Origin of the sequence: Achromobacter sp. NPDC058515 (assembly GCF_042721735.1) — a bacterium.
Lineage (GTDB): Bacteria > Pseudomonadota > Gammaproteobacteria > Burkholderiales > Burkholderiaceae_B > Achromobacter.
This window is the reverse complement of record NZ_JBHXNI010000009.1, coordinates 16,616-41,060: the sequence shown is the minus strand read 5'-3', so window position 1 is coordinate 41,060 and position 24,445 is coordinate 16,616. Positions and strand designations below refer to the sequence as shown.

Sequence of the window (24,445 nt, the reverse complement as noted above, 5' to 3'; positions counted from 1 at the left end):
TACGATTTTTCCACCGTACGACAGACGCACGCATGAACGTCTGCAACCCAGAAAAATCGTCTTGGAGACCCCGCTAGTGTCAACCGCAACTTCCCGCTCGCCCTTTTTTGGCACGATGCAGAAAATCCCTGGTGGATTGATGCTGGTGCCGCTGATCCTGGGTTCCCTGATCGGCACCTTCGCCCCCGATGCGCTGGCCATCGGCGGCTTCACCACCGCCTTGTTCAAAAACAGCGCCATGCCGCTGATCGCGCTGCTGATCTTCGCGACCGGCACGCAGGTCAACACCCGCACGGGCGGCCCCATCCTGGCCACCGCCGGCACCATCCTGCTGATGAAGACCCTGGTGCCCGCCACCCTGATCATCATCCTGGGCAGCTATGTGGGCCTGGACGGCGTGTTCGGCATCTCCATCCTGGCGATGCTGGCCGCGTTCGACAACAGCAACGGCGGTCTGTGGCTGGCCTACACCGGCCAGTACGGCGATGCGCGCGACCGCGGCGCCTATGTGGCCAGCGCGGTCAACGACGGTCCCTTCTTCAGCCTGCTGTTCCTGGGCGCCTCGGGCCTGGCCGACATTCCGATGATCGCCCTGGTGGCGGCCCTGGTGCCGTTCCTGCTGGGCGTGGTCGTGGGCAACCTGGACCCCAAGTGGCGCGACGTGCTCAAGCCCGTGCCCAACATCGTCATCCCGTTCTTCGCCTTCGCGCTGGGCACCGGCATCGACCTGGGCGCGGTGGTCAGCGGCGGCGTCAGCGGCCTGATCCTGGGCCTGATCATCAGCCCCATCACCGGCGGCCTGGTCTACCTGGGCTATCGCATGATCCTGCGCCGCGGCGGCAAGAGCGGCCTGGGCTTTGCGGCGGGAACCACGGCCGGCAACGCCATCGCCACGCCCGCCGTGGTCGCGGCGGCCGATCCCAACTTCCAGCAATACGTGTCGACCGCCACCGCGCAGGTCGCGGCCTGCGTGCTGATCAGTTCCATCCTGGCGCCGATCCTGGCCTCATACTTCCTCAAGCGGGCCGGTGAGCTCAAGTCCGAAGACGCCGACACCGGCATCGCGCCCCCTCTTGCCGAAGCGCGCGGAGAAGCCCTTTGAAACCCGCCATCGCCATCGTCGCGGATGACCTGACCGGGTCCGGCGACACCGCCGTGCAGTTCGTGCGCGCCGGCTGGAGCACGCATCTGTCGATCGGCGGCGCCGAAGAGGCCCTGTCGGGGCCGGCCACCGCCGGCGTCGAGGTGCTGGCCGTGACGACCAACAGCCGCGCCCTGGGCGCCGCCGACGCCGCCGAGCTCATCCGCCTGAACGTGCGGCAACTGCGCGCGGCCGGCGTATCGCGTCTTTACAAGAAGGTGGACTCCACCTTGCGCGGCGCGTTCAAGGCAGAGATCGACGCGGCGCGCGAAGCCTGGGGCCCGGACACCGTGGCGGTGATCTGCCCCGCCTTCCCGGCCACCGGCCGCACCGTCGAACAGGGCATCCTGTTCGTGAACGGCAAGCCCGTCACCGAGACCTCGGCGGCCACCGACCCCGTCACGCCGGTCACCGAAAGCCACATCCCCACCCTGCTGGGCTGCGCCCACGTCGCGCCAGACGACGGCGACACGCCGGACTCGCTGGCGGCGCGCATCGCGCAGGCCGGCAACACGGTGGTGGTCGACGCCGCCACCGATGCCGACCTGGACCGGCTCGCGCGCGCCATCGGGCTCCTGGGCGAACGCGCCCTGCCCGTGGGCGCGGGCGGCCTGGCCGTGCCGCTGGCCCGCGTGTGGGCAGGCGCCGACCAGACCGCGCCCGTCGTGGTGGTCGTAACCTCGCAACACAGCGCCGCGCGCGCGCAAGCCGCCGCGCTGCAAGCCTCGGGCGCCGACACCTGGACGCCCACGCTTGCGCAGCTGGCCGACGACGCCGCGTGGCAGGCCTGGACCCGGCCCCTGCTGCAAGCGCATGCGCAAGCCCCGGCCGACGCCGGCACCGTGCTGCTGCTGGCTCCCGAAGGACAGCAGGACGGCCTGGATTCCGAGACGGTCGCCGACCGCCTGGGCAGCCTGGCCGCGCAGTTGATTGCCGCCTCAAACGCGGCCGGCGTCGTCGCCACGGGCGGCGACGGCGCGCGCAGCGTGCTGGTGGCCCTTGGCGCCAGCGGCATTGCCCTGGTGGACGAAGTCATGGGCGGCGTGCCCTTGGGCACGCTGACCGGGGGCACGGCCGCTGGCCTGCCCGTGGTGACCAAGGCCGGCGGCTTTGGCGCCGAAGACGTATTGGTTCGCGCGGTGCGCGCGATCCGCGACAGGAGATTCAAGCGATGACACAAACCCTATCCGCGAAGCTGCCCCTGCTGGCCGTGACATTGGGCGATGTAGCGGGCATCGGGCCGGAAATCACGGCCAAGATGCTGATGGGCCACGACGAACTGCGCCAGAAGGCCCGCCTGCTGGTGGTCGGCGACGTGGACGTCATGGTCAACGCCGTGCGCAACCTGGGCGGCGATCCCGCCATCGTGCGCAAGCTGGACCGCGCGGCCGACGCGAGCAACACGCCGGGCACGATCGAGGTGCTGCAGGCCGGTCCGTCGCTGGCCCACGTGAAGCTGGGCGAAATCAGCGCGGACGCCGGCGACGGCTCGGTGCGCTTTGTCACCACGGCCTGCGCCCTGGCGCGTGCCGGCGAAGTCGACGGCATCGTCACCGCGCCGCTGAACAAGGCCGCCATGCACGCCGCCGGCCACAAGTGGCCCGGCCACACCGAACTGCTGGCCCACGAGTTCGGCGTCAAGACCTTCTCGCTGGTGCTGTCGGCCGGCGAACTCTACATCTTCCACGCCACCACCCACGTGTCGCTGCGCCAGGCCATTGAAGACCTGACCCCAGCGCGCATGCGCGCGGTGCTGCGCCTGGCCGGATCGTTTGCCAAGGCGCTGGGCCGCGGCGACGAGCCGGTCGCCGTGTCGGGCCTGAACCCGCATGCCGGCGAGAACGGCATCTTCGGCAGCGAAGACGCCGACATCCTGGCCCCCGCCGTGGCCGAAGCCAACGCCGCGGGCATTCTCGCCGCCGGCCCCATCCCGGCCGACGCGCTGTTCCCGCAAGCCGTGCGCGGCAAGTGGAAGTTCGTGATCGCCTGTTACCACGACCAGGGCCACGCGCCCTTCAAGGCGGTCTACGGCGACGACGGGGTGAACATCACGGTGGGCCTGCCCGTCGTGCGCGTGTCCGTGGACCACGGCACCGCCTTCGACATCGCGGGCAAGGGCATCGCCCGCGAAGACAGCCTGATCCTGGCCGCCGAGCGCGCCGCGCACCTGGCCCCGGGCTGGACGCATGTATGGGAAACTGCGCGGGCACAAACCGGAGGTTGATTCCCATGGCGCCCGCCACCCACGACGCATTACCCGTTCTTGACCGCGCTGGCGATGTCCCGCTGCACGCCCAGGTGGCGACCTTGCTGCGCGGCTACATCCGCACGAACAAACTCGCGGCGGGCGCCGTGCTGCCCAGCGAGGCCGCGCTGTGCGAACGCTTCGGCGTGGCGCGCAGCGTCGTGCGCCAGGCGCTGGCGGCCCTGGCCGCCGAAGGCCTGATCCAGCGCGAGACCGGGCGTCCCGCCACCGTGGCGGCGCCGCAGGAACACCGGCGGCTGGTGCAGCGGTCCACCGGGCTCTACGAGCAATTCGCCCAATCGGGCGTGGCCTTGCAGACCCGGGTGCTGGCCTTCGGCCGCGCCGAACCGCCCGCCGATGTGGCCGAATTCTTCGGCACGACCCGCCTCTTGATGCTGGAACGCCTGCGCCACGTGGCCGGCGCCCCCCTGGCCTATGTGCGCACCTGGCTGCCCGCCGACGCCGTGCCGGGCCTGCGCGCCGAACACCTGGTCGACGCGTCCCTGCATGGCGTGCTGACCCGGCAATTCGGCCTGCGCCCCGGCGCGGGGCGCAATCAGATCCGGGCGGTGGCCGCCGACGCGAAACTGGCTGAACTGCTGGACACCCAGGCTGGCATTCCGCTCCTGATGCTGCAAGGCCAGGGCATGGACCAGCACGGCCAGCCGCTGGAATGGTTCACGACCTGGCATCGGGCCGAACAGCTGGTGTTCGACGTGGACGTCAGCATAGGCCACGAAAGCGTGCAGCCCCGGCTGCAGGACGCCGCGGTCCAGCCGGAATCCGCATCCGGCGAACACGATCCGCTGGCGCGCGCCCAGGCCCTGGTGGCCGAGCTTTCCGCCGAACTGGCCAGGCTGCGCGGACAGTCCTGAAGGCGCGCACGCGCTTCGAGCCGGACGCTGGAAGATCACCCCACGCTGCCGTCAGACGATCCCATGCTTCTTCAAAAGCGCTTGCTCATCGCCTGACATCCAGCCGAAGACCTTGGCTGCGCCGTCCCGCGTCTGGACAAGATAGTGAACATCGAAATCGATGATCGTGTCCGGCTGATCCTTGCGCGCATAGACCGCCGTCCAGGCAACATGCGCCATGCAATGCAGCTCATCGACCGGCGAGATCCGGACATCCCGGATCCGCATCTCCTTGGTCCCCATCGCGCGATAGCGCGCATACCCCTGCGCCATGGCCTGCTTTAGCTGATCGTCGTTCTTCCCAGCCATTACCCCGGCGGGAGACGCCGCGACGAACGCCGAGGCATACAGCGATGCCATCTCGTCCATGTTCACGACCCCGTGCAGGGACTGGTTGAAAAATCGCTCGTATCGTTCGAATAGCTTTCTTACGGCTGGTTCCATCAGTCTGCCCTCCGATTGAAATGGATGCTGCGCTCAGTTTAGCGGCGGCAGGGGCCGCTTTGTGGCAATCAGTGGGAAGGTCCGGGCGAGAGGCGGCTCTGAAGCCTCGGCTCTCAGGCGAAACCCGGCCACGTTGGGAGTGCTGCATTGGTTTCCTGGTCGATGCATGCAAAGACATCCTCGACCGAGGCGTTCTGTGGAAGGGTCATGGACGCGCGCTTGCCCGGAGCGAGAGCGTTTCGCACACAACCTACTAAAAGTAGGCTACGATAAGTACATAGCAACTTCAGGTCACACCGACATGCATGCACTCATCGTTGTCGCCCATCCCGATCAGGCGTCCCTCACCCACGCGATCGCCGCCCAGGTGACCCAAGGGATCGCCGCTGCCGGCCCACAGCATTCTTTCGAGGTCGCCGACCTGGCCTCGGAGGCCTTCGATCCAAGATTCACCCAGGCCGATGTGGCCCTGCACCTGAAACAAGCCGCGCCCTCGCCCGACGTTGCCGCCGAGCATGCCCGCATCGACCGGGCGGACGCCCTGGTGCTGGTCTATCCCGTTCACTGGTGGTCGTTTCCGGCCTTGTTGAAGGGGTGGATCGACCGGGTGTTCACCAATGGCTGGGCCTACGACGCAAGCCCGGACGGAAAGCTGGTCAAGAAGCTGCAGCGGCTTGACGTGCATTTGATTGCCAGCGGCGGCGCCGATATGCGAACCTACGCCCGGCATGGCTACTTCGGCGCGATGAAAACGCAGATCGACCACGGGATCTTCGGCTACTGCGGCGCACGCGTTGCGACATCGGAATTGCTGCTCGCCTCGGACGCCGGATTCCCGGCTTCTCTTCTCGATGCGGCGCACGCCATAGGCAGCAGGGTCTTTACCCCGCAACCGTGATCTGAAACCAGAGAGAAAGAGAACGATGCCTGCCCCCGCGCCCTCCCCGCCGCGCCGTCGCCTGTCGAAAGAAGAGCGGCTGCGCCAGCTTCTGGATGTTTCCTGGAAACTGATCAACGACGAAGGCGCCGATGCCTTGACCTTGGGCCGGCTTGCCGAAGAAGCCGGCGTCTCCAAGCCCGTCGTCTACGATCATTTCGGTACACGCAACGGACTGCTTGCGGTGCTCTACCAGGACTTCGACCTGCGCCAGACCGCGATCATCGACGCCGCCATCGCCGCCAGCAAACCGACCTTGAAGGACAAGGCCGGCGCGATTGCATCAAGGTATATCGAATGCGTGTCGACGCAAGGACGCGAGATCCCCGGCGTTCTTGCGGCGCTTAACGGATCCCCGGAACTCTCCGCGGTAAAAAGCCAGTATCAACAGGCCTTCCTCGAAAAGTGCCAGAAGATCCTTGCGCCGTTCGCCGGGCCTCAGGGCGTTTCTCAGGCCAGCCTGTGGGCGATGCTCGGGGCGGCCGACGCTCTTTCGAATGCGGCCGTGGCCGGCGAAATCACCGAAGCCCAGGCGCGGGACGAACTCTTTCAGACCATCCTGGGCATGGTCAGACGAAGCAAGTGAATGCCCCCAGCCGGCCTCATTGCCGGCCGGACCCGCTCCTCTTCCCTAACGGCTAACCCGTCCAATCAGGTCAGCGCGATGCCGCCGTCGACGCGCAGGTCGACGCCCGTAATGAAACTGCTGTCGTCCGACGCCAGGAACAACGCGGCGCGGGCCAGTTCCTCAGATTGCGCGAGCCGTCCCAGAGGAATGGCCGAGGCCATGCCTTGCTCGAACGCGGGCCGGTCCGATTCGGACACGCCCAGCTTTTCGAGGATGGGGGTGTCGGTGGGGCCCGGGCTCAAGACGTTGACGCGGATCTTCCTGGCCTTGAATTCCAGCGCCCAGGCGCGCGCGAAAGCGCCGATGGCCGCCTTTGAGCCCGCGTAGACGGCATGGTTTTCCAGCACCTTCGCGCTCGCGATGGAGCCGGTAAGGATGATGGAGGCGCCGTCGCGCATCAGCGGCAAGGCCTTGGCGACGCCGAAGAACACGGCGCGTGTGTTGGTGTCGAACTGGGTGTCGTAGCTGTCGACGCTTACCGCGGACGAGGGCTCGATGTTGTTCATGCCCGCGTTGGCCATGTAGATGTCGATGGCGCCGTAGCGTTCACGGACTTCGGCCATCAGGCGATCGTGCGTCGACAGCTCGCCGACGTCGCCCACCACGCCGAAAGCCGATGCGCCGAGCTGCGCCACCGCATCGTCGACGGCCTTGCGCCGCCGCCCGAGGATCGCGACCCGCGCGCCTTCGGCCACGAATGCCTGGGCCGCGGCCAGGCCGATACCGCTGTTGCCGCCGGTGATGACCGCGGTCTTTCCTGAGAGTTTTTTCATGTGTGTTCCTTCATCGGCATGGGCCATTGCGGGCGCCGGGGACTGCGCGTCCCCGGCGTTGCAGACGTTCTTTCTCGCCCGGCCGCCGCGCGGGTGGCGCGGCGATCAGTAATCCCAGAGGATCGGCACCCAGCGAAAGGCGTCGCCGTCGACCGCTACCCGGCCGATGGACGGGAACGGCAGATGAGCGGCCACCAGCAGCCCGCGGTTCTCCGCCAATTCCCGGAACAGGCTGATGCGAACGCGGGCCGACTCCTCGGGATCGTGCTCGAAGCCGTTGTGCCACTCGGGGTGGTCGAAGCCGACCGGGAACACGGCGTCGCCGGCAAAGGTCAGCCGTTCGCCGCCCGACACCAGGTCGACCACGCTGTGCCCTGGGGTATGGCCGCCCGTGAGACGAACGACCACGCCCGGCGCAACCTCGTGCGTGTCCTTGAAGATCCGCAGCCGGTCGCGGTATTCGTTGTAGAAGCTTGTGGCGGTCGACCGGAGCACGCCGGGCACCGGCTTCGGCATCACGGTGTGCGTGAAATCGGGCGAGGTCCAGAACTCGACCTCGGTGGCGCACACGTGGATGCGCACGTCCGGACGCAGGCGCTCCTTCACCCCTTCGACCAGCAGCCCGCCCACGTGGTCCATGTGCATATGGGTAATGATCACATCCGTCACGGACTCCAGCGGGATGCCGGCGGCCTCCAGCCGCTGAGGGAATTGCCCGGCGCGCGGGAAGCCCGAGAACTGCCCGCCCAGACCCGCATCGATAAGGATGGTCTGGTCTGCGCTGCGCGCCACCATCACGTTCAGCGGCCAGTCGAACGCGTCCGCCGGCATGAACATGTGGTCCAGCCAATCCGCCAGATCGGCCGGGTCGGCATTGGTGGCCATCGTCGCGGTCGGCAGCGGCAGCACGCCATCGCTGATGACCAGCGCGTCTATCTCGCCGACCCGCAGCGCGTAGCGGGACGGAACCAGATCGATGGGCGTCTGGCTGGCGGCATGCAAGGTGTTGTCTACGGAAAGCATGGCGATATCTCCTGAAGGGCGGCGCCTGGCGCCGCCGTGGAAAGTAGAGCGCGTCAGGCCGAGGCGCGGATGAAGGCGAGCAGGTCGGCGTTGATGCGGTCCTGCATGGTGGCGGTGAGGCCGTGCGGTGCGCCGGGGTAGTAGATCTCCTTGGCGTTCTTCACCAGCCGCGCGGCCTTCTTCGCCGAATCGTGCACGGGCACGATCTGGTCGTCCTCGCCGTGCATGAACAATGTCGGCACGTCGATCTTCTTCAGGTCTTCGGTGAAGTCCGTCTCGGAGAAGGCCTTGACGCATTCGTAGGCATTCTTCTGGCCGCTTTGCATGCTCCACAGCCAGAACTGGTCCAGCATGCCCTGCGAGACCTTGGCGCCCTCGCGGTTGGCGCCATAGAAGGGAATGGCCAGTTCCTTGTAGAACTGCGAGCGGTCGCCGGCCACGCCTTCGCGGATGCCGTCGAAGACTTCGATCGGCAGGCCTTCGGGATTCGCGGCCGACTTCAGCATCACCGGCGGCACCGCCCCGATGAGCACCGCCCTGGCCACGCGCCTGTTGCCGTGGCGGCCGATGTAGCGCGCCACTTCGCCGCCGCCGGTGGAGTGGCCGACCATCGTGATGCGCTTCAGGTCCAGCGCCTCGATCAGTTGCGCCAGGTCATCGGCGTAGCCATTCATGTCATTGCCCGACGAGGGCTGCGACGAGCGGCCGTGTCCGCGGCGGTCGTGCGCGATGACGCGAAAGCCCTTGCGCGCCAGGAAGTGCATCTGCCCGTCCCAGGCGTCCGCGTTAAGCGGCCAGCCGTGCGAAAACGTGACAACCGGGCCGTCGCCCCAGTCCTTGTAGTAGATCTGCGTGCCGTCCTTGGTAATGATGGTGTTGTTGGCCATGGGTGTGCTCCGGTTGGGTTGGGGACTGCGTTGCGCGGATGCTTCGGCGCGCAGGGAGAAGGCGCCGGCCGCCAGGACGGCGCTACCGGCAAGAAGACTGCGGCGGGCGGGGTTGTGGGTCTCGTTCATGAGGATCCTTGCGTCGGGGGAGATGATGGAGGCCATCGTAGGTCTGGCCCCTGGCGCGCGGTAGGCCCGCAGCGGGAAGCACAATGTTGTGCCGCGCGCACCAATGCGCAGGCGTGCGCTGTCGTGCGCGCCGCCCTTGGCGGCGCGCAGCGCATCACGGATTTGCGTATGGAAATTCAGCCCGGCCGGCGTGGCGCGGCGGATGGCTGGATGGAATGAGGCAGCCCCAAGGGACGGGGCGATCCGGGCAGCGCCCTTCTTAGCCCAGCAAGTTATCCCTCACATGCAGCAAGTGCCGCCGCACGGCCTCCATGGCTCGCGCGGCGTCGCGGTCATGCAGCGCGGCGACGATCTCGCGATGCTCGGCCTGATACGCCTCGCGCCGTTCCGGCGTCAGGCTTTTTCGTTTGAGAGCACCCCATGTGGCTTGCGAGCGCGCCGCCGTCATCAGCGCAAACACTTTCTCGATGAAGAGATTGTGGGTGGCCGTGGCCATCAGTTCGTGCAGCCTGGCGTCCCACACTTCGAACGCTTCAAAGCTGGCCGCGGCCTCGGCCTGCGCGCAGGCGTCCTGCATGGCCGCGAAGTCGGCGGGCGTGCCATGTTGCACCACCAGCGCCGCGATGGCCGGCTCCAGAACCAGCCTTGCGGCCATGAGCTCGGCCGGGCTGGTGGACAGCACTTCGCTGCGCAGCAGGACTTCCGCCTGCGCCAGCGTGGAGGGCGGGTTGGCGTAAGTGCCGCTGCCCACGCGCTGCGAGATCAGGCCTTCGTCCTTCAAGGCGGACAGGGTGCGGCGCACCGTGGAACGGCTGATGGCGAATTGCTCGCTCAGGGCGCGTTCGGTGGGCAGGCGATGGCCGGCGGGCCAGGCGCCGGATTGCAGGTTCTCGATGATGACCGCGCGCATGGCGGAGGCTTTGTCCATGGACTCTCTCGGAATGGCTAGCGGCGTGATGATACCAAATCAGTCCAATAAAAGGCGAAGGATCGGCTAAACCCATATAGGCGGCCTTCCTCTATTGGTATATTCTTTTCCCCAAATTGGGCCGGAAAAAGCGCCTGATTGGTATTTATTGGTACTAAATCAAGGGACGGCCTGGGCCGCCCAAGGAGCAAGAATGAAGATCGCAGTATTTCGAATCGATGGCGAGCGCCGGGTAGGCGTGGTCTCGGGAGACGGCAGCGCGGTGACGGCCCTGGACTTTCCTCGGGAACTCGCGGCGGCCGGCGCGCTGACGGCGGTGGAATGGCTGGCCGAGGGCCGGGCCTTGCCGGGCAAGACCGGTCCGTCATACCGCTGGGACCAGGTGGAGCATGAGGCGCCTTTGCCTGCGCAGCGTCGCAATCTGTTCTGCGTGGGGCGCAACTATCACGCCCATGCCAAGGAGTTGCGCGACTCCGTGTTCAAGGACAACGACGCCAACCCGGAATCCTGGCCCATCGTGTTCACCAAGGTGCCGCAAACGGTGGTGGGTCCGTGGGCCGACGTGCGGCTGCCGCAGGGCATCTCCGAAAAGATCGACTACGAAGCCGAGCTGGCGGTGGTGATCGGCAAAGGCGGCAGCAACATTGCCCGCGCCGACGCCATGAACCATGTGTTTGGCTACACCGTGGTCAATGACGTCACCGCGCGCGATGTGCAGATGCGCCATCAGCAATGGGACCTCGGCAAATCCTTCGACACCTTCTGCCCCATGGGCCCCTGGCTGGTGACGGCCGACGAACTGAACGGGCAGAAGACCCGGGTGCGCTGCTGGGTGAACGGCGAGCTGCGCCAGGATGGCGACACCGAAGACCTGATCTTCGACATTCCCACCCTGATCGAAACCTGCTCGCGCGGCATCACGCTGTATCCGGGCGACGTCATCGCCACCGGCACGCCCGCCGGCGTGGGCCAGGGCCTCAATCCGCCGCGGTTCCTCAAGAGCGGGGACACGGTGCGGATCGAGATCGACGGCATCGGGAGGATTGAAAACCGGTTCGTCTGAAGGGCGGCGCCGGACGTGAACACGGCGCGACGCGGCACATAAAACATAAAGGAGTGAGACATGAATCTGCGCTGCAAGCGGGGAACTGCCGCTGCTTTGCTATTGCTCGGGGCGGCCAAGTCGATGGCTGCCGGCTATCCCGACCGTCCCGTGACCATGCTGGTGCCCTTTCCGCCCGGAGGGGTCGCCGACACCATCGCGCGGCCGCTGGCCCAGGCCATGGGCGACAAGCTGGGCCAGCCTGTCGTCATCGAGAACAAGGGCGGCGCCGGCGGCGCCATCGGCATTGGCCAGGCGGGACGCGCCAAGCCGGATGGCTACACGCTCTTGATGAGCCTGTCGTCCATTTCCATCCTGCCCGCCGCGGATCGCCTGCTGGAACGCAAGCCGGCCTATCAGCTGGAGCAGTTCGTGCCGATCGCGCGGATCACGGCCGATCCCACGGTGCTGGTGGTGCGCGCGGACGCTCCTTACAAGACGCTGCAGGAGTTCATCGACGCGGCCAAATCCCAAGGGAGCAAGCTCAGCTACGGCAGCTCCGGCATCTACGGCACGATGCATGTGCCGATGGAAATGCTGCAGAGCGCGGCCGGGATCAAGATGATGCATGTGCCTTTCACCGGCGCCGGGCCGGCGGTGCAGGCGCTGGTGGGCGGCCAGGTCGATGCCTTGGCCACCGGCCCCTCCAGCGTGATGCAGCTGATCCAGGCGGGGCGCGTCAAGGCGCTGGCGCATTGGGGCGACGAAAAGCTCGACAGCCTGCCGCAAGTGCCGTCATTCAAATCGCAGGGCTACGCCATCAGCTTCGTGCAATGGTCAGGCGTTTTTGCGCTGGCCGGCACGCCGCCCGCCGTCATTGAAAAGCTGCGCCAGGCCGTCAAGTCGGTCGCCGACGATCCCGGCGTCCAATCCCGCATCGCCGCTACCGGCAGCCCCCTGCAATACCTGGACGCGCCGGCGTTTGACGCCTACTGGAAAAAGGACTCCGCTTCCCTGGCGGTGGCGGTGGAAAAGATAGGGAAGGTCGAATAGCCCCCCGTCAATCGGCCTCGCCGAACGTCCCCGTGCGCACCTCGCCGTCGCGCAGGTAACGGTTGATCAGCACGCCGCCCGGCGTGCTGATCGAGTGCGCCAGCGTGTAGGCGGACGCCTGCGCGTCGTCGCCGAACAGGCGCTTGCCGCGCCCGAGCATGACGGGGTAGACCACCAGCCGAAGCTCGTCCACCAGGCCCGCCGCGAGCAGCTGGCGCACCATGTCGCCGCTGCCGAATCTTCCCCGGGCGCGCCAGGGGCTTGCGTGACGCTGTTGCTCCCGCCCAGGAGCACCGTCAATCAGGTACCGATTGTTGCCGCCCCGACAACACCATGCATCCTTGCGCGGGCCTACCGCCGCCCCAGCCCCGCCTCTAGCATTTGTCCTGACGGCGGCATGGCATGCCGGCGGACCCCGGACGTAAAACCTCAACAGGAGCAGCCCATGTTGCCGCATGAATGGATCGCGCAGTATGGCGCGCTGGTGGTGTTCCTGAATGTGCTGGGCGCATCGCTAGGGCTGCCGCTGCCCGTCATGCCGACGCTGATCGCCGTGGGGGCCAGCCATGCCATCGGCTCGCCCGGCTCATGGGCCATCGCCTTGCCGCTTTCCCTCATGCTGGCCGCGGCCGTGCTGGCCGGCGTGCTGGCCGACCTGCTGTGGTTCAGGGGCGGCATGCGCTATGGAGCGCGCACGCTGCGCACGGTCTGCACCCTGTCGCTCTCGCGCGAGGCCTGCGTCAGCAGGACCGAGCGCGTTTTCGAGCGCTGGGGCGTGCGCCTGCTGATCGTTGCGCGCTTCATGCCGGGCCTGTCGCTGGTTGCCGTGCCGCTTTGCGGCGCCATGGGCGTCCGGCTGCGGTCTTTCATCTGGCACGACTGCGCGGGGGTGGCGCTTTGGGCCTCGGCGGGGCTGATCGTGGGCGCGGCGTTCGCGGCCCGGATCCAGGACGTTCTGTCGACCCTGTCCGCGCTGGGAGAACAGGCGTTGATCGGGCTGGCGGTCGCCATGGGCCTTTATCTCGCGTACCGCTACGGGCGGCGCGTCATCGCGGCGGCTTGCTGGCGCTGAGCCTGGCGCCCGTGCTGCTGTACCAGGTGGCCGGCATGAAATGGCTGACCCTGCCCCTGTCGGTGGTTTCACTGCTGGGCACGGCGACCACCTTCGTGGTCGGCTTCAAGAATGTGCAGACCTACACGCGCACGCAGGTGGGCGAAAGCACGGAAAACCCGTTCGAGGGCAGCGCCAGCGATGTGCCGATCAGCCTGCTGAGCACGATGATGGAACGCGGCCTGAAACAGATGCATGGCCGCGGCGACCTGCCGGCGCTCTGCGGCGAGGACATCGTGCTGTAGGCCGCGGAGCCGGCCGCGCCCGCGCTTGCCGTCCTCGGACGGGTACGGCAAAATAGCCTCCGCCTCCCGCCCCCCTTCCCTTGGCGTCAGCCTTTCCCATGACCGACTCGGTCCTCTTGTTCGATTGTCACCGGCCTCGCCTGTACGCGATCGCCTACCGCATGCTGGGCGCGGTCGCCGAGGCCGAAGATGTGGTGCAGGACGCGTGGCTGCGCTGGCACGACGCCGACCGCTCCGTCATCGAGAACGCCGAGGCCTGGCTCGTCACCGTCGCCACCCGCCTGTCCATCGACCGCCTGCGCGCGGCCAAGGCCGAGCGGGCCAGCTACGTAGGCGTCTGGCTGCCGGAACCGATGCTGATGGCCGCGCCGCCCACGCCGGAGCAGATCCGCGAGTTCGCCGACGATGTCTCGGTGGCGTTCCTGTTCATGCTGGAACGGCTGTCGCCCGACGCCCGCGCGGCTTTCCTGATGCGCGAGGTGTTCGACGCCGACTATGAAGACGTTGCGCTCACCCTGGGCAAGACCGAGGCCGCGTGCCGCCAGCTCGTGCGGCGGGCCAAGCAGCAGTTGCGCCAGGGCGCCCCCCGCGAGACGGTGCCGCGCGCCACGCTGCAGCGCCTGCTGCTGGCCTTTGCCGACGCGATGCAGCGCAGCGACTTCCACGGCCTGCACGCCTTGCTGAGCGACGACGCGGAGCTCATCGGCGACGGCGGCGGCAAGGCAAGCAGCTTTGCCAGCCTGGTGGGCGGCAAGCGGCTGGCGCAGCTGTTCTACGCGGGCAAGCGGCGTTTCCGCGATGCGCTTCACACCGAGGTGATCCAGGTGAACGGTCAATGGACGCTGCTGCGCTTCATCGACGGCAACCTCGAGTCCGTGCAATCCTACGAAACGGATGGCCAGCGCCTGACCAGGGTCCTGGTGCAGCGCAATCCGGACAAGCTGGCGCGCATCGCCGCCGCGCTGGCGCAAGGCTGACGCCCGGCATCGCGCCCCCGCTTTGGTGCGTGGCGGGCAACATTGTGGTCCCCTGCGCGGATCTACCGCCGCGCCGCCGGGGCTTCTACGATGGGGCTGTCACTACCGCCAAGGAACTGCCATGTCCAAGATCGCGAAAATCGGATTGCCCTTCATCGCCGCCGGCGCGCTGCTGGGCCAGCTTGCCCACGCCGCGCCGCAGCACGCCGCGCATGCCGCCACGCCGGCCGACCCCATCGTGACGGCGCTGATGAACAAGGACCTGCCGGACATCCCCGGCAAGGACGCACTGATGATCATCGTCGACTATCCGCCCGGCGCGGCCGACCCCATCCATCGCCACGACGCCTACAGCTTCGTCTACGTGCTGGAAGGCAGCATCATCATGCAGGTAAAAGGCGGCAAGGAAACGCTGCTGACTCCCGGCCAGACGTTCTACGAAGGCCCGGACGATATCCACACCGTCGGCCGCAACGCCAGCCAGACCGAGCCGGCCAAGTTTCTGGTCGTGCTGATCAAGAAGCAGGGCGCGCCCGCCCTGATTCCCATTAAATAAGGGACACCACAAGCCCGGCCCCGGCACGCCATGCCGGGGCGGGCGCCTGTCCGCCGCTGGCCTTCCCCGTTTGGGGAAAGCCAGCGTTTTTTTTGGCGGCCCATGTCACAAAATGGCCCGGCGCGACGTCTTAGCGGTAGGATCAACCAATTCGCGGCGCTGCCTCCCCATGTCGACACCCTTATCAGCTCCCCCGGTCACCACGCCCTCCACCGAAGCGGATTCCCTGGCCGACAGCTTCGCCACCAGCTATGCGGGCGTCGTGGCGTTCATCGCCGTCGCCGCGGAAGGCAACTTCGCCAAGGCCGGCGACCGGCTGGGCATCGGCCGCTCGGCGGTCAGCCGCAGCGTGCAAAAGCTGGAAGACCAACTGGGCACCCGGCTATTCGTGCGCACCACGCGCAGCACCACGCTGACCACCGAGGGCGAACGCTTCTATGAAAACTGCCATCCGGGCGTGGAGCGCATCGTCCAGGCCCTGGACGAGATGCGCGAACTGCGCCAGGGCCCGCCTTCCGGGCAATTGCGCGTGTGCTCCACCGTGGGCTTTGGCCGCAAGGTCGTCGCGCCGCTGCTCCAGGGCTTTCGCGAGGCCAACCCGGGGATCTCGGTGGAGCTGCTGCTCGATGACGGCCCCACGGACTTCACCACGGACCGCATCGACGTGTCGTTCCGCAATGGCCGCATGGAAGACAGCCAGGTGATTGCCAAGAAAGTGATACCCATGCAGATGCTGCTGTGCGCCTCGCCCGGCTATGCCGCCAGGCACGGCCTGCCGGCCGGCATCGACGAGCTCGCCGACCATGGCTGCGTGAATTTCCGGCTGGCGTCGGGGCGCGTGTACGAATGGGAGTTCAAGGTGGGCGGCCACCTGCGCAAGGTCGCGCCGCCCGCCATGCTGACCTTCAACGACGCCGACCTCGTCCTGCAGTCGGTGCTGGACGGCCATGGCATCGCGCAAATGGCCGGCTACCAGGTCTGCGAACACCTGCGCGCCGGCACGCTGGTGGCCTGCCTGCCGCAGCATGCGCCGGACGACCGCGGCCATTACCTGTGCTTCCTCAGCCGCCAGCACCTGCCCGCGCGCATGCGCGTGTTCATCGACTACATGACCGAACGCATCCGCGCGCTGGACCTGCAGATTCTGGAAAGCCTGCTGGTCAAGCAGCCGTGAATCGCTACTGAGTCAGCGCCACGACGCTTTCGATTCCGTCCTGGGCCATCTTGGAATACGGGCAGAGGCGCTCGGTATTGCGCACCAGCTCCTCGGCCACTGCCTTGTCCACGCCCGGCAGGTGGATGTTGATCTCCGCGGTCAGGGCATACAGGCCATCGACCGGGTCGCGTCCGAACGAGACGGTGGCCGTCACGGAGGCCTCCGGGATGGCCACGCCCGCGCGCTCGGCCAGCATGCTCAGCGCGCCGTGAAAGCAGGCCGCGTAGCCGGCGGCAAACAGCTGTTCGGGATTTGTTCCGCCGCCCGAGCCGCCCAGTTCGACCGGCAATCGCAGTTCCACCAGCAGTTCGCCGTCATCGGAAATGGCGATGCCGGATGCGCGGCCGTGCGCGGCCTCCCCGCCGCGCACCGTGACGCTGGTCGTATACAGGGGGTGAAAATCCCCACCCCGGTATTTGTCCAGCAAGGTCTGGGGAGGAGGCCGAAGTTTGCTCATGAAGGTTCTCGTTCCTGCCGTTTATTTTCTTGCGCCGGAACGGCTGAACCAGGTTTCGAAGTCGACCTTGCCCAGACGCGGGGCGGCTCCCGGCACCAGCGTATCGTCGTCGAGCAATGCGCCGAAATAGCGCGCGCCTCGGTCCGCCTGCACGGAGCGAGTATCGCCGATTTTACCCATGTACCGCTGCGCCAGCGCCGCCAGGCTCACGCGCTCGGGCCCCGCGATCTCGACAATGCCGTTGACCGGCTCGCCCAGCGTGGCGTCGGCCATCGCCAGGGCCACGTCGTCCGAAGCGATGGGCTGGACAAAGGCGGGCGACAGGCGCACCTCGTCGCCCTGGGCGCCCGATTGCACGATGCCGCCCAGGAACTCGAAGAACTGCGTGCTGTGGACGATGGTGTAGGGAATGCCGGCCGCCTCGATCAGTTCTTCCTGGGCGATCTTGCCGCGGAAGTAGCCGCTTTCGGCCAGGCGGCGCGTGCCCACCACCGACAGCGCAACGTGGTGGCGCACGCCGGCCCGGGTTTCGGCCGCCAGCAGGTTGCGCCCCGAGGTCTGGAAGAACTCCAGCACGGCCTTGTCTTCGAACGAGGGCGAGTTCGCCACGTCGACCACAATGTCGACGCCGGCCAGCGCGTCGTCCAGGCCTTCGCCGGTGATCGTGTTCACGCCGGTGGCGGGCGATGCGGCGATGGCTTCATGGCCGCGGTCGCTGAGGATTTTGACGAGCTTGGAACCGATCAGGCCGGTGCCGCCGATAACCAGGATTTTCATGATGAACTCCTTAGTTCAGTTGAGCCTTGTCCAGGCCGTAGGCCTTGTCGGCCGAGCCGGGCACGGTCTGGAACCCCACATTCAGGCGGTTCCAGCCATTGATCGCCATGACCGCGAAGCTGAGGTCCGAGATTTCCTTTTCGGACAGCTGGGTGCGCACGCGCTCGTAGATTTCATCGGGCACGCCGGTGGCCGGCAGATTGGTAAGCGCCTCGGTCCAGGCCAGGGCGGCGCGCTCGCGCGGCGAGAACAGGGTGGACTCGCGCCAGATCGCCACGTGGTGCAGGCGCAGTTCGCGTTCGCCGTGGATCTTGGCCTCTTTGACGTGCATGTCCAGGCAGAAGCCGCAGCCGTTCAATTGCGAAGCGCGGATCTCGATCAGGTCCAGGATCGGCTGCTCGATGGCGCCCGACTTCAGGAGCATGCCGAATTCGACGAATTTCTTGAACAGCTCGGGCGATTGACCGAAAGCGTTGAGACGTTGACTCATGGGGTGACTCCTAGATAGGTTGGCGCTGCCCGGCTGGACCGGGCGCGGCGCATGCTTGAACGACACCCAAATCGTAGGTCCCGGCGGAACGCGGCAGTAGACCCGGCCAGGGGATCACGATGTTGCCTCAATGACAACAATCGTCCTGCGGGCGGATCGCCTTGCGTCAGCCGGTCCCTATGCGCCTGGCCCCCTCCCGGAACAAGGCTTGCGCGTCCGCGGTGAACCGGAACGTCGCCAGCAGATCGTCGACGCGATAGGAGGGGAGCACCTTGTGGAGCGCGGCCAGGAAGCCGCGCGCCTCGTCGATCCTGCCGGCCATCGCAAGACAGTGGGCCGCGATGGCCAGGATGTGCACGTGGGCGTTGGGGCGCGCCGCCGCCTTGACGGCCCAGTCAGCGGCTTCCTCGGGCCGGCCCAGGCGAACCAGCGCAATCGCGCGGACGGCCAGCATGCCGAACAGCAGCGGGTCGAATGGACTCAGATGGCGCGAATAATCGGACGACCCGATAGCCGCTTCGGCATCGCCCGTCTGGCAGTTGACGAACCCGAGCGTGTAGTGCCCAAGGGCGAAGTTCGGACTCAGGTCCACGGCGCTCTGCAATTCGGTCAGCGACTGGTCCGGGTCGCCGCGCAGCCACAGCGCCCGACCCATTGCCCAATGCGCGGCCGGGTCGCGGTCGTCGACGATCAGGCCCTGCCCGGCTGTCTCGAACGCAAGGCCGATCGCCTGCTCCTGGTCGCCCCAGCATTGAAACGCGGTCTGCCAATGCGTGAAGGACAGGCCTGCATAGGCCCGTGAAAATGTCGGGTCGAGCCGCACCGCCATTTCGAAGAAGCGCCGCGCCTGCTCATTGTCGGCGCGGTTGAACCGGTACATGTGCCAGAGGCCGCGGTGATGGGCCTCCCACGCATCCAGCGAGTTCGGCGGCCGCAGGATGGCCCGGTTGCGTTCGGCGGACTCGACCTCGATCTCAATCGACGCGACGATCCGGTTGCCGATCTCGTCGAGCGCAAGAAAGGCATCGTCCAACGTGTGATCGAAGACGTCCGCCCACACGATGCGGGCCGTCCTGGACTCGACGAGTTCAACTTGCACGACGATGCGCTTTTCCTGGCGGCGCAGCGATCCGCTGACGACATAGTCCACGTTGAGCGTCCGGCCCGCCTCCTCGGGCCCCACGCTGCGCTGATCCAGCGCAAAAACGGTGCCTTGCGCGATGACGAACAGGCTGCGCAGCTTCGCCAGCCGGGTGATGATGTCGTGGGCGAGGCCGTCCGCCAGTCCTCCCCGGACACCGCTCTGGGCTGACCGGTCGGCAAACGGCATGACCGCGATCGAGGCGCGGCAAGCCCTGTCCTCGCCATTGCCCGGCGCGGCGCCCTCGGGCGCGCCGACCAGCAGCGCCCGCCCTGCAGCCGGCGCTTGCGGGCCCGGCGGGTGCGCCGCCCGGCGCGCCCTCGCCTCCCGCCACGCGTCGCGCAGGGGCCGCCAGTCCAGCCCTTCGGCCTCGAAGGCCCGGACGGCCGCGGCAAGGTGCTCTTCGCCTTCGCGCCAACGGCCGCGGGATCCCAGGGCGTCCAGCACCAGCTCGTGCGCATGGCGGTCAAACGGGGCGAGCTGGAGCCATTTGTCCAGGCAGGCGAAGCTCTCTGCGGAGCCGGCCGGGAGCCGGCCGACCAGGTGCTCCAGGACTGCGGCATGGCAGGCTCTCAGGCGCCGCCGCTGCGCTATCAGCCAGTTATTGAAGAACGGGCTGCGGCCGATCTCCAGCCCTTCGAGAAAGTCGCCGGCAAACAGCGCCGAGAGTGCGCGCAGCCGCTCGGTGGCCTGCTTGTCGATGCCCTGCTGCATCGCCTGGCCGATATCGACGACATCGACATAGCAGTCGCCCAGGTCGAGCCTCACCGTGTCTTGCGCGGTCTCGATCCTGCGGCGGCCGGGCTCGTCGAGCAAGGTTCTTGCCTTGCTGAGGCACCAACGTAGCTCGCCGCGCGGGTCGTTCGGGATGTCCCACAGCAGTTCGCAGAGATGCGCGCGCATGACGGCATGCGGGGCCAGCGCCAGGTAGGCGATGAGCGCGCGCAGCTTGCGCGATGGCGGCAGCGCCAATGCCGCCCCCGCCCGGCTGATCGACAGAGGTCCGAGCATGCGCACATCGACGGCGGCCGCGCGTTCGGGATAACCCGAGCCACCGGATTCCACCGCAGATTCCACGCGCGCTACCACGCTCGCCTCCACGGTCGGCTCTTAACTTGGACCTCGGGAAGCACGGCGCGCGTAGGCCTACGCGACGCCGATTGCGATTCCCTCTTGCGCCGGCGACAAGCGCTGTCGCACCCCCACCGCCTTAATGGAGACACACCATGTCCACTTCCACCCTCGCCACCAGTCCAGTGCGTGATACCGCACAGCCCGACCTGGCCGCCTTGAAGACCCGCCAGCAAGGCACCTGGTCTTCCGGGGACTATGCCGTTGTCGGCACGACGCTGCAGATCGTAGGAGAACAGCTGTGCGAATCCCTCGATATCCGCGCCGGACAAAAGGTGCTCGATGTCGCCGCCGGCAACGGCAATGCCTCGTTGGCGGCCGCGCGCCGCTGGTGCGACGTCGTCTCGACCGACTACGTGCCGGCCCTGCTCGGGCGCGCCCGCGAGCGCGCTGCGGCCGAACGGCTGAAGATCGAGTTCCAGGAGGCCGACGCCGAAGCCCTGCCGTTCCCGGACGCCAGCTTCGACGCCGTCGTCTCGACCTTCGGGGTGATGTTCACGCCCGACCAGGACAAGGCGGCTGCCGAACTGATGCGCGTGTGCCGGCCCGGGGGCAAGATCGGCATGGCCAACTGGACGCCGGACGGCTTCATCGGCCAGGTGTTCAAGACCATCGGCAAGCATCTGCCGCCGCCTGCCGGCGTCAAGTCGCCCGCGCTGTGGGGCACCCGCGCGCGCATCGAAGAAATGTTCGGGGGGCAGGCGTCGTCGATCAAGACCGAATCGCGCAACTTCGTGTTCCGCTATCGCTCGCCGGAGCACTGGCTGCAGACCTTCAAGACCTACTACGGCCCGCTGCTCAAGGCGTTTGGCGCCCTGGAGCCTGCGGCGCAAACGGCGCTGACCGGCGATCTCATGGCGCAGATCGAGCGGTTCAATCGATCGGGGGATGCGGCGATGGTGGTGCCCAGCGAGTATCTGGAGGTCGTGGTCGCCCGCCGGTGAACGGACTTTGATCCAAGTCCCCCGAACGTCCCGGCCATCCATGCGGACGGCAAACAGAAAGTGATCCATGGCGCAACGCCTTCACGGCCACCCGCGGATTGGCTGGGACGACCGATGTTAAGCAACCATATGATGAGGTTGGCAATGGCATGCCGGCCAGAGCCAGGCTGGGCTTGAACCCCTACGTGGAATCATACGCCCGGCGGCGTTCCACGGAGCCCGGACGCCGGATCGGATTGTTGATCCGGCACCCAAAAAACCGGGCGCCGCCGGCGGGCTGCCTATAATTGCCTCGATCCCTGCTTTCGGCGGCAGCCTTGCCGCGCCCCATGTCCACCTTGCCTTTACGCGTGCTGTCCGTCATTCCGCCGATGACGCAGCTCAATACCCCTTATCCGTCCACCGCCTACCTGACCGGCTTTTTACGGTCGCGCGGGGTGGCGTCGTTCCAGGAAGACCTTGCGCTTGCGCTGGTGCTGCGGCTGCTGTCGGCCGGCGGCCTGCGCGCCGTGGCCGAGCGGGTCGACGCGCTGCCGCTTGAGAAGCACACGCCCGCGATCCAGGCCTTCGTGGCGCTGCAGCCGCGCTACCTGGCCACGATCGAGCCGGCAATCGCGTTCCTGCAAGGCCGCGACCCCACCCTGGCGCACCGCATCGTGGGCCGCAATTTCCTGCCCGAGGGACCGCGTTTCAGCACGCTGGACGTGTACATGGACGAAGACGGCGGCGATCCCCTGGGTTGGGCATTCGGCGCGCTGGGCCTGCACGACCGCGCCAAGCACTTGGCCACCCTGTATCTGAACGACCTGGCCGACGTGCTGCGGGACGCCGTCGACTCGCGCTTCGAGTTCGTGCGCTACGCCGAATCGCTGGCGGGCAGCCAGCCTACCTTCGACCCGCTGGCCCAGGCGCTCGCCGCCCCCCTGAACCTGGTGGACGACACGCTGCGCGACCTGACAACGGAAGCGCTGGCGCGCCATGCGCCGACGATGGTGCTGGTGTCGGTGCCGTTTCCCGGCGCCGTTTATGCGGCCTTCCGGATCGCCCAGGCCATCAAGGCGCAGGACCCGGGCATCGTCACGGTGCTGGGCGGCGGCTTCGTCAACACGGAACTGCGCGAACTGAAAGACCCGCGCGTGTTCGACTACTTCGACTACGTCACGCTGGATGCCGGCGAGCGCCCCCTGCAGGCCCTGATGGAGCATGTGCAAGGCAAGCGTTCGCGCCAGCGCCTGGTGCGGACCTTCCTGCGCGAGAGCGACACCGGCGCGGTGCGCTATGTGAACATGGTCGAGCCGGATGTGGCGTTCGCGGAAGTGGGCACGCCCACCTGGGACGGCCTGCCCCTGGACCGCTACCTGTCGCTGCTGGACATGCTGAACCCGATGCACCGGCTGTGGAGCGACGGGCGCTGGAACAAGCTGACCGTGGCGCATGGTTGCTATTGGAAGAAATGCAGTTTCTGCGATGTCAGCCTGGACTACATCGGCCGCTACGAGGGCGCGTCGGCCACGGTGCTGGCCGATCGCATCGACGCCATCGTGCGCGAAACCGGGCAGACCGGCTTTCATTTCGTCGACGAGGCCGCGCCGCCCAAGTCGCTCAAGGCGCTGGCGACCGAACTGATCGACCGCAACACCGGGATCTCGTGGTGGGGAAACATCCGCTTCGAAAAGACCTTTACGCCCGAGTTGTGCGAGCTTCTGGCCGATAGCGGCTGCATCGCCGTGTCGGGCGGACTGGAAGTCGCGTCGGACCGGCTGCTGAACCTGATGAAGAAAGGCGTGTCGGTCGACCAGGTGGCGCGGGTGACGCGCGCCTTCACCGATGCGGGCGTCCTGGTGCATGCGTACCTGATGTACGGCTTTCCCACGCAGACGGTGCAGGACACCGTGGATGCGCTGGAGTACGTGCGGCAGCTGTTTGAGAATGACTGCATCCAGAGCGGCTTCTTCCATCGCTTCGCCTGTACGGTCCATTCTCCCGTGGGCAAGAACCCCGAGGAATATGGCGTGACGCTGCGGCCGCTGCCCGAGGTCACGTTTGCCAAGAACGACATCGGCTTCCACGACCCCACGGGCGTGGATCACGACGCGCTGGGCAAGGGCCTGAAGAAGGCCATCTACAACTACATGCACGGCATCGGCCTGGACGAGGACGTGCGCAGCTGGTTTCCCTTCAAGGTGCCGCGCACCACGGTGGCGCGCAACCGCATCAGCCGCGCCCTGAGCCAGCGCGGCTAGCGCCGGGACGGCGCGGACGCAAAGCCTTGCGAGAAGGCCTCCCGGAGGTATTCGACGAAGACCGTCGATACCCGCGACGCATGCGCCGAATAAGGGCGGATCGCATAGAGCCATTCGCCGAACGCGCCGGCGGACCGCCAGCCGGGCAGCACTTCGACCAGCCGTCCGGCTTCGAGCGCCGATTGCGCGCTGAAGTCCGGCAGCAGCGCAATGCCCAGCCCCTCCATCGCGGCGTCTCGCAGGGCCTCGCTGTTGTTGACCGCCAGGGGGCCGGCGACAGGCACCGTGATCGGATCGGGATGTCCGGGCGCTTTGTTCACGCCTGCCGGAACGAACGTCCAGGTGGACTGCCCTTGCACGCGCGGGTAGGGCAGGCACGCATGGCCGGCCAACTCCTGCGGCGACGCCGGACTGCCGCGCTTGCGCAGATATGACCGGCTGGCGACCAGCACGGTGCGCGTATCCGCCAGGGTCCACGCCACATGAGTGTCGGGCGGGGCGGACGTATGCCGCACGGCAATGTCGAAGCCCTCCTGCGCCAAGGGTCGGATGCGGTCCGACATGTCGAGTTCGATCTGGATCTGCGGGTACTGCCGCAGGAAGCCGGGCAGCCGGGGAACCAGTTGCTGCCTGGAAAACGCCACCGGGGCCGTCACCCGCAAAAACCCGCGCGGCGCGCCGGCCAGGTCGCGCACGTTGGAAAACCCGCTGGCGATCTGCTCGAATGCGCCGTCCAGCGAGTCCACCAGCTGCCGCCCCGCGTCGGTGAGGGTGGCGCTGCGCGTGGTGCGCTGCACCAGCATGATGCCCACGGACTTCTCCAGGTCGGCAATGTGCTGGCTCATCGACGCCTTGCTCACACCCAGCCGCGCCGCCGCCTTGCTGAAGCTGCCCTGCTGGTGCAGCACGGTCAGCCAGTGCAGATGCTTCCAGAGATGTTCGACATTTCCCGGTTTCATGGCTTGCCCTCTATCGCCCTGGCGATTCGATATTTCGAGTTTATGGCATGGATG

The 24,445-nt window shown here is 67.2% G+C and carries 24 protein-coding genes and 2 pseudogenes; 15 read left to right on the top strand and 11 right to left on the bottom strand.

What is annotated here, in order from left to right; genetic code table 11:
• Window positions 1–76: 76 nt before the first annotated feature.
• Genes ACFWP0_RS16675 through ACFWP0_RS16660 form a run of 4 tightly spaced genes read left to right on the top strand, consistent with a single transcriptional unit; the run spans window position 77 to window position 4,261 of the window.
• Window positions 77–1,102: a 2-keto-3-deoxygluconate permease gene (locus tag ACFWP0_RS16675; RefSeq protein ID WP_377843830.1), complete on the top strand. Its 1,026-nt coding sequence runs from the start codon at window positions 77–79 to the stop codon at window positions 1,100–1,102.
• A complete protein-coding gene (gene dtnK, locus ACFWP0_RS16670; protein ID WP_377843828.1) occupies window positions 1,099–2,316 on the top strand; it encodes a D-threonate kinase in 1,218 nt (405 codons plus the stop codon). Before ACFWP0_RS16675 ends, dtnK begins: the two co-directional genes overlap by 4 nt.
• Window positions 2,313–3,365, top strand: coding sequence for a 4-hydroxythreonine-4-phosphate dehydrogenase PdxA (gene pdxA / locus ACFWP0_RS16665; protein WP_377843826.1), 1,053 nt, complete (start codon window positions 2,313–2,315; stop codon window positions 3,363–3,365). The genes dtnK and pdxA overlap by 4 nt, the downstream gene beginning before the upstream one ends.
• Window positions 3,366–3,370: 5 nt before the next feature.
• Window positions 3,371–4,261, top strand: coding sequence for a GntR family transcriptional regulator (locus ACFWP0_RS16660; RefSeq protein ID WP_377843824.1), 891 nt, complete (start codon window positions 3,371–3,373; stop codon window positions 4,259–4,261).
• Window positions 4,262–4,312: 51 nt separating this feature from the next.
• Here ACFWP0_RS16660 and ACFWP0_RS16655 read toward each other — a convergent pair whose 3' ends face one another.
• A complete protein-coding gene (locus tag ACFWP0_RS16655; protein ID WP_377843822.1) occupies window positions 4,313–4,744 on the bottom strand; it encodes a nuclear transport factor 2 family protein in 432 nt (143 codons plus the stop codon).
• A gap of 301 nt (window positions 4,745–5,045) precedes the next feature.
• Here ACFWP0_RS16655 and ACFWP0_RS16650 point away from each other — a divergent pair, with 301 nt between their 5' ends.
• Together ACFWP0_RS16650 and ACFWP0_RS16645 are read left to right on the top strand one after the other, a co-directional pair.
• The gene (locus ACFWP0_RS16650; RefSeq protein ID WP_377843820.1) at window positions 5,046–5,642 is read left to right on the top strand and encodes an NAD(P)H-dependent oxidoreductase; all 597 of its coding nucleotides are present in this window, start codon (window positions 5,046–5,048) and stop codon (window positions 5,640–5,642) included.
• 25 nt (window positions 5,643–5,667) lie between these two features.
• Window positions 5,668–6,267, top strand: coding sequence for a TetR/AcrR family transcriptional regulator (locus tag ACFWP0_RS16645; RefSeq protein ID WP_377843818.1), 600 nt, complete (start codon window positions 5,668–5,670; stop codon window positions 6,265–6,267).
• Window positions 6,268–6,332: 65 nt separating this feature from the next.
• Here ACFWP0_RS16645 and ACFWP0_RS16640 read toward each other — a convergent pair whose 3' ends face one another.
• The 4 genes from ACFWP0_RS16640 to ACFWP0_RS16625 form a co-directional block, all read right to left on the bottom strand.
• Window positions 6,333–7,082, bottom strand: a complete 750-nt coding sequence (locus tag ACFWP0_RS16640) for an SDR family NAD(P)-dependent oxidoreductase (RefSeq protein WP_377843816.1) — start codon at window positions 7,080–7,082, stop codon at window positions 6,333–6,335.
• A gap of 105 nt (window positions 7,083–7,187) precedes the next feature.
• Window positions 7,188–8,105, bottom strand: a complete 918-nt coding sequence (locus ACFWP0_RS16635; RefSeq protein ID WP_377843814.1) for an MBL fold metallo-hydrolase — start codon at window positions 8,103–8,105, stop codon at window positions 7,188–7,190.
• 53 nt (window positions 8,106–8,158) lie between these two features.
• Window positions 8,159–9,121, bottom strand: a complete 963-nt coding sequence (locus tag ACFWP0_RS16630; RefSeq protein ID WP_377843812.1) for an alpha/beta fold hydrolase — start codon at window positions 9,119–9,121, stop codon at window positions 8,159–8,161.
• 259 nt (window positions 9,122–9,380) lie between these two features.
• The gene (locus ACFWP0_RS16625; RefSeq protein ID WP_377843810.1) at window positions 9,381–10,049 is read right to left on the bottom strand and encodes a FadR/GntR family transcriptional regulator; all 669 of its coding nucleotides are present in this window, start codon (window positions 10,047–10,049) and stop codon (window positions 9,381–9,383) included.
• A 193-nt stretch (window positions 10,050–10,242) separates the two neighbouring features.
• Here ACFWP0_RS16625 and ACFWP0_RS16620 point away from each other — a divergent pair, with 193 nt between their 5' ends.
• Both ACFWP0_RS16620 and ACFWP0_RS16615 read left to right on the top strand, forming a co-directional pair.
• On the top strand, window positions 10,243–11,112 hold the full coding sequence (locus ACFWP0_RS16620; RefSeq protein WP_377843808.1) for a fumarylacetoacetate hydrolase family protein: 870 nt from the start codon (window positions 10,243–10,245) through the stop codon (window positions 11,110–11,112).
• 60 nt (window positions 11,113–11,172) lie between these two features.
• Window positions 11,173–12,144 (top strand): tripartite tricarboxylate transporter substrate binding protein, encoded by a 972-nt coding sequence (locus tag ACFWP0_RS16615; RefSeq protein ID WP_377843806.1) that lies wholly within the window; start codon window positions 11,173–11,175, stop codon window positions 12,142–12,144.
• Window positions 12,145–12,151: 7 nt separating this feature from the next.
• On the opposite strand, the pseudogene ACFWP0_RS16610 reads toward ACFWP0_RS16615, so the two are convergent.
• A pseudogene (locus ACFWP0_RS16610) lies at window positions 12,152–12,382 on the bottom strand (dihydrofolate reductase family protein); the annotation flags it as partial.
• Window positions 12,383–12,589: 207 nt separating this feature from the next.
• On the opposite strand from ACFWP0_RS16610, the gene ACFWP0_RS16605 reads away from it, so the two are divergent.
• The 5 genes and pseudogenes from ACFWP0_RS16605 to ACFWP0_RS16585 all read left to right on the top strand — a co-directional run bounded on the left by ACFWP0_RS16605 (window position 12,590) and on the right by ACFWP0_RS16585 (window position 16,207).
• A complete protein-coding gene (locus ACFWP0_RS16605) occupies window positions 12,590–13,216 on the top strand; it encodes a DedA family protein (protein WP_377843804.1) in 627 nt (208 codons plus the stop codon).
• Window positions 13,217–13,224: 8 nt separating this feature from the next.
• Window positions 13,225–13,347, top strand: a pseudogene (locus tag ACFWP0_RS16600) (multidrug transporter); the annotation flags it as partial.
• A 251-nt stretch (window positions 13,348–13,598) separates the two neighbouring features.
• Entirely contained in the window at window positions 13,599–14,477 is an 879-nt protein-coding gene (locus tag ACFWP0_RS16595; RefSeq protein WP_377843803.1) for an RNA polymerase sigma-70 factor, read from the top strand.
• A gap of 121 nt (window positions 14,478–14,598) precedes the next feature.
• Window positions 14,599–15,033 (top strand): cupin domain-containing protein, encoded by a 435-nt coding sequence (locus tag ACFWP0_RS16590; RefSeq protein WP_377843801.1) that lies wholly within the window; start codon window positions 14,599–14,601, stop codon window positions 15,031–15,033.
• A gap of 169 nt (window positions 15,034–15,202) precedes the next feature.
• Complete coding sequence (locus ACFWP0_RS16585; RefSeq protein ID WP_377843800.1) at window positions 15,203–16,207, top strand: LysR family transcriptional regulator; 1,005 nt, start codon at window positions 15,203–15,205, stop codon at window positions 16,205–16,207.
• A 4-nt stretch (window positions 16,208–16,211) separates the two neighbouring features.
• On the opposite strand, the gene ACFWP0_RS16580 is transcribed toward ACFWP0_RS16585, so the two are convergent.
• The 4 genes from ACFWP0_RS16580 to ACFWP0_RS16565 form a co-directional block, all read right to left on the bottom strand.
• Window positions 16,212–16,706 carry an Ohr family peroxiredoxin gene (locus ACFWP0_RS16580; protein WP_377843798.1) on the bottom strand — a complete coding sequence of 165 codons (495 nt, stop codon included), beginning with the start codon at window positions 16,704–16,706 and terminating at the stop codon, window positions 16,212–16,214.
• 21 nt (window positions 16,707–16,727) lie between these two features.
• Window positions 16,728–17,483 carry an SDR family oxidoreductase gene (locus tag ACFWP0_RS16575; protein ID WP_377843797.1) on the bottom strand — a complete coding sequence of 252 codons (756 nt, stop codon included), beginning with the start codon at window positions 17,481–17,483 and terminating at the stop codon, window positions 16,728–16,730.
• 10 nt (window positions 17,484–17,493) lie between these two features.
• Window positions 17,494–17,973 carry a carboxymuconolactone decarboxylase family protein gene (locus tag ACFWP0_RS16570; RefSeq protein WP_377843795.1) on the bottom strand — a complete coding sequence of 160 codons (480 nt, stop codon included), beginning with the start codon at window positions 17,971–17,973 and terminating at the stop codon, window positions 17,494–17,496.
• Between the two features lie 166 nt (window positions 17,974–18,139).
• The gene (locus ACFWP0_RS16565; protein ID WP_377843794.1) at window positions 18,140–20,203 is read right to left on the bottom strand and encodes a transcriptional regulator; all 2,064 of its coding nucleotides are present in this window, start codon (window positions 20,201–20,203) and stop codon (window positions 18,140–18,142) included.
• A 137-nt stretch (window positions 20,204–20,340) separates the two neighbouring features.
• Here ACFWP0_RS16565 and ACFWP0_RS16560 point away from each other — a divergent pair, with 137 nt between their 5' ends.
• On the top strand, window positions 20,341–21,189 hold the full coding sequence (locus ACFWP0_RS16560) for a methyltransferase domain-containing protein (protein WP_377843792.1): 849 nt from the start codon (window positions 20,341–20,343) through the stop codon (window positions 21,187–21,189).
• Between the two features lie 329 nt (window positions 21,190–21,518).
• Window positions 21,519–23,432, top strand: a complete 1,914-nt coding sequence (locus tag ACFWP0_RS16555) for a B12-binding domain-containing radical SAM protein (protein ID WP_377843791.1) — start codon at window positions 21,519–21,521, stop codon at window positions 23,430–23,432.
• On the opposite strand, the gene ACFWP0_RS16550 is transcribed toward ACFWP0_RS16555, so the two are convergent.
• Complete coding sequence (locus ACFWP0_RS16550; protein WP_377843789.1) at window positions 23,429–24,391, bottom strand: LysR family transcriptional regulator; 963 nt, start codon at window positions 24,389–24,391, stop codon at window positions 23,429–23,431. The genes ACFWP0_RS16555 and ACFWP0_RS16550 overlap by 4 nt on opposite strands.
• Between the last annotated feature and the right edge of the window lie 54 nt (window positions 24,392–24,445).